The 3,464-nt window shown below is 51.2% G+C and carries 2 tRNA genes and 1 rRNA gene; all 3 read left to right on the top strand.

Features of this window, described 5'->3' with window-relative positions:
- The first annotated feature begins 135 nt into the window (after positions 1 to 135).
- The 3 genes from ACIQU2_RS28800 to ACIQU2_RS28810 all read left to right on the top strand — a co-directional run bounded on the left by ACIQU2_RS28800 (position 136) and on the right by ACIQU2_RS28810 (position 3,444).
- Positions 136 to 212, top strand: a tRNA-Ile gene (locus ACIQU2_RS28800).
- 27 nt (positions 213 to 239) lie between these two features.
- A tRNA-Ala gene (locus tag ACIQU2_RS28805) sits at positions 240 to 315 on the top strand.
- 237 nt (positions 316 to 552) lie between these two features.
- A 23S ribosomal RNA gene (locus tag ACIQU2_RS28810) occupies positions 553 to 3,444 on the top strand.
- Positions 3,445 to 3,464: the final 20 nt, after the last annotated feature.

Consider the following 3,464-nt stretch of genomic DNA (forward strand, 5'->3'; position numbering starts at 1 on the left):
CTCCCACACGAATTGCTTGATTCATTGAAGAAGACGATAAGAAGCAGCCCTAACAGGTTGTAGCTTAGTTGGTTGGAGCGCACCCCATGCTCTGTGGTAAAGAGCAGGGTGAGGTCGGCCTTAAAGCTCGAAATTGGGTCTGTAGCTCAGTTGGTTAGAGCGCACCCCTGATAAGGGTGAGGTCGGCAGTTCGAATCTGCCCAGACCCACCAATTTTGTGTGGGAACCTGTAGAAATACGGGGCCATAGCTCAGCTGGGAGAGCGCCTGCCTTGCACGCAGGAGGTCAACGGTTCGATCCCGTTTGGCTCCACCACTACTGCTTCTGTTTGTTGAAAGCTTAGAAATGAGCATTCCATCGTGACGATGGTGAATGTTGATTTCTAGTCTTTGGATTAGATCGTTCTTTAAAAATTTGGGTATGTGATAGAAAGATAGACTGGACCACACTTTCACTGGTGTGGGATCAGGCTAAGGTAAAATTTGTGAGTTAAATTGCGAATTTTCGGCGAATGTCGTCTTCACAGTATAACCAGATTGCTTGGGGTTATATGGTCAAGTGAAGAAGCGCATACGGTGGATGCCTTGGCAGTCAGAGGCGATGAAAGACGTGGTAGCCTGCGAAAAGCTTCGGGGAGTCGGCAAACAGACTTTGATCCGGAGATGTCTGAATGGGGGAACCCAGCCATCATAAGATGGTTATCTTAAGCTGAATACATAGGCTTAAGAGGCGAACCAGGGGAACTGAAACATCTAAGTACCCTGAGGAAAAGAAATCAACCGAGATTCCCTTAGTAGTGGCGAGCGAACGGGGACTAGCCCTTAAGTGGCTTTGAGATTAGCGGAACGTTCTGGAAAGTACGGCCATAGTGGGTGATAGCCCTGTACGCGAAAATCTCTTAGTCATGAAATCGAGTAGGACGGAGCACGAGAAACTTTGTCTGAATATGGGGGGACCATCCTCCAAGGCTAAATACTACTGACTGACCGATAGTGAACTAGTACCGTGAGGGAAAGGCGAAAAGAACCCCGGAGAGGGGAGTGAAATAGATCCTGAAACCGTATGCGTACAAGCAGTGGGAGCCCACTTTGTTGGGTGACTGCGTACCTTTTGTATAATGGGTCAGCGACTTATTTTCAGTGGCGAGCTTAACCGAATAGGGGAGGCGTAGCGAAAGCGAGTCTTAATAGGGCGTCTAGTCGCTGGGAATAGACCCGAAACCGGGCGATCTATCCATGGGCAGGTTGAAGGTTGGGTAACACTAACTGGAGGACCGAACCGACTACCGTTGAAAAGTTAGCGGATGACCTGTGGATCGGAGTGAAAGGCTAATCAAGCTCGGAGATAGCTGGTTCTCCTCGAAAGCTATTTAGGTAGCGCCTCATGTATCACTGTAGGGGGTAGAGCACTGTTTCGGCTAGGGGGTCATCCCGACTTACCAAACCGATGCAAACTCCGAATACCTACAAGTGCCGAGCATGGGAGACACACGGCGGGTGCTAACGTCCGTCGTGAAAAGGGAAACAACCCAGACCGTCAGCTAAGGTCCCAAAGTTATGGTTAAGTGGGAAACGATGTGGGAAGGCTTAGACAGCTAGGAGGTTGGCTTAGAAGCAGCCACCCTTTAAAGAAAGCGTAATAGCTCACTAGTCGAGTCGGCCTGCGCGGAAGATGTAACGGGGCTCAAACCATACACCGAAGCTACGGGTATCACTTAGGTGATGCGGTAGAGGAGCGTTCTGTAAGCCTGTGAAGGTGAGTTGAGAAGCTTGCTGGAGGTATCAGAAGTGCGAATGCTGACATGAGTAACGACAATGGGTGTGAAAAACACCCACGCCGAAAGACCAAGGTTTCCTGCGCAACGTTAATCGACGCAGGGTTAGTCGGTCCCTAAGGCGAGGCTGAAAAGCGTAGTCGATGGAAAACAGGTTAATATTCCTGTACTTCTGGTTATTGCGATGGAGGGACGGAGAAGGCTAGGCCAGCTTGGCGTTGGTTGTCCAAGTTTAAGGTGGTAGGCTGGAATCTTAGGTAAATCCGGGATTCTAAGGCCGAGAGCTGATGACGAGTTACCCTCTGGGTGACGAAGTGGTTGATGCCATGCTTCCAAGAAAAGCTTCTAAGCTTCAGGTAACCAGGAACCGTACCCCAAACCGACACAGGTGGTTGGGTAGAGAATACCAAGGCGCTTGAGAGAACTCGGGTGAAGGAACTAGGCAAAATGGCACCGTAACTTCGGGAGAAGGTGCGCCGGTGAGGGTGAAGCATTTACTGCGTAAGCCCATGCCGGTCGAAGATACCAGGCCGCTGCGACTGTTTATTAAAAACACAGCACTCTGCAAACACGAAAGTGGACGTATAGGGTGTGACGCCTGCCCGGTGCCGGAAGGTTAATTGATGGGGTTAGCTAACGCGAAGCTCTTGATCGAAGCCCCGGTAAACGGCGGCCGTAACTATAACGGTCCTAAGGTAGCGAAATTCCTTGTCGGGTAAGTTCCGACCTGCACGAATGGCGTAACGATGGCGGCGCTGTCTCCACCCGAGACTCAGTGAAATTGAAATCGCTGTGAAGATGCAGTGTATCCGCGGCTAGACGGAAAGACCCCGTGAACCTTTACTATAGCTTTGCACTGGACTTTGAATTTGCTTGTGTAGGATAGGTGGGAGGCTTTGAAGCGTGGACGCCAGTTCGCGTGGAGCCAACCTTGAAATACCACCCTGGCAACTTTGAGGTTCTAACTCAGGTCCGTTATCCGGATCGAGGACAGTGTATGGTGGGTAGTTTGACTGGGGCGGTCTCCTCCTAAAGAGTAACGGAGGAGTACGAAGGTGCGCTCAGACCGGTCGGAAATCGGTCGTAGAGTATAAAGGCAAAAGCGCGCTTGACTGCGAGACAGACACGTCGAGCAGGTACGAAAGTAGGTCTTAGTGATCCGGTGGTTCTGTATGGAAGGGCCATCGCTCAACGGATAAAAGGTACTCCGGGGATAACAGGCTGATACCGCCCAAGAGTTCATATCGACGGCGGTGTTTGGCACCTCGATGTCGGCTCATCACATCCTGGGGCTGAAGCCGGTCCCAAGGGTATGGCTGTTCGCCATTTAAAGTGGTACGCGAGCTGGGTTTAGAACGTCGTGAGACAGTTCGGTCCCTATCTGCCGTGGACGTTTGAGATTTGAGAGGGGCTGCTCCTAGTACGAGAGGACCGGAGTGGACGAACCTCTGGTGTTCCGGTTGTCACGCCAGTGGCATTGCCGGGTAGCTATGTTCGGAATAGATAACCGCTGAAAGCATCTAAGCGGGAAACTAGCCTCAAGATGAGATCTCACTGGGACCTTGAGTCCCCTGAAGGGCCGTCGAAGACTACGACGTTGATAGGTTGGGTGTGTAAGCGCTGTGAGGCGTTGAGCTAACCAATACTAATTGCCCGTGAGGCTTGACCATATAACACCCAAGCAATTTGC

This window comes from Pseudomonas sp. NPDC098740 (assembly GCF_044760065.1).
Classification (GTDB): Bacteria; Pseudomonadota; Gammaproteobacteria; order Pseudomonadales; family Pseudomonadaceae; genus Aquipseudomonas; species Aquipseudomonas rossensis.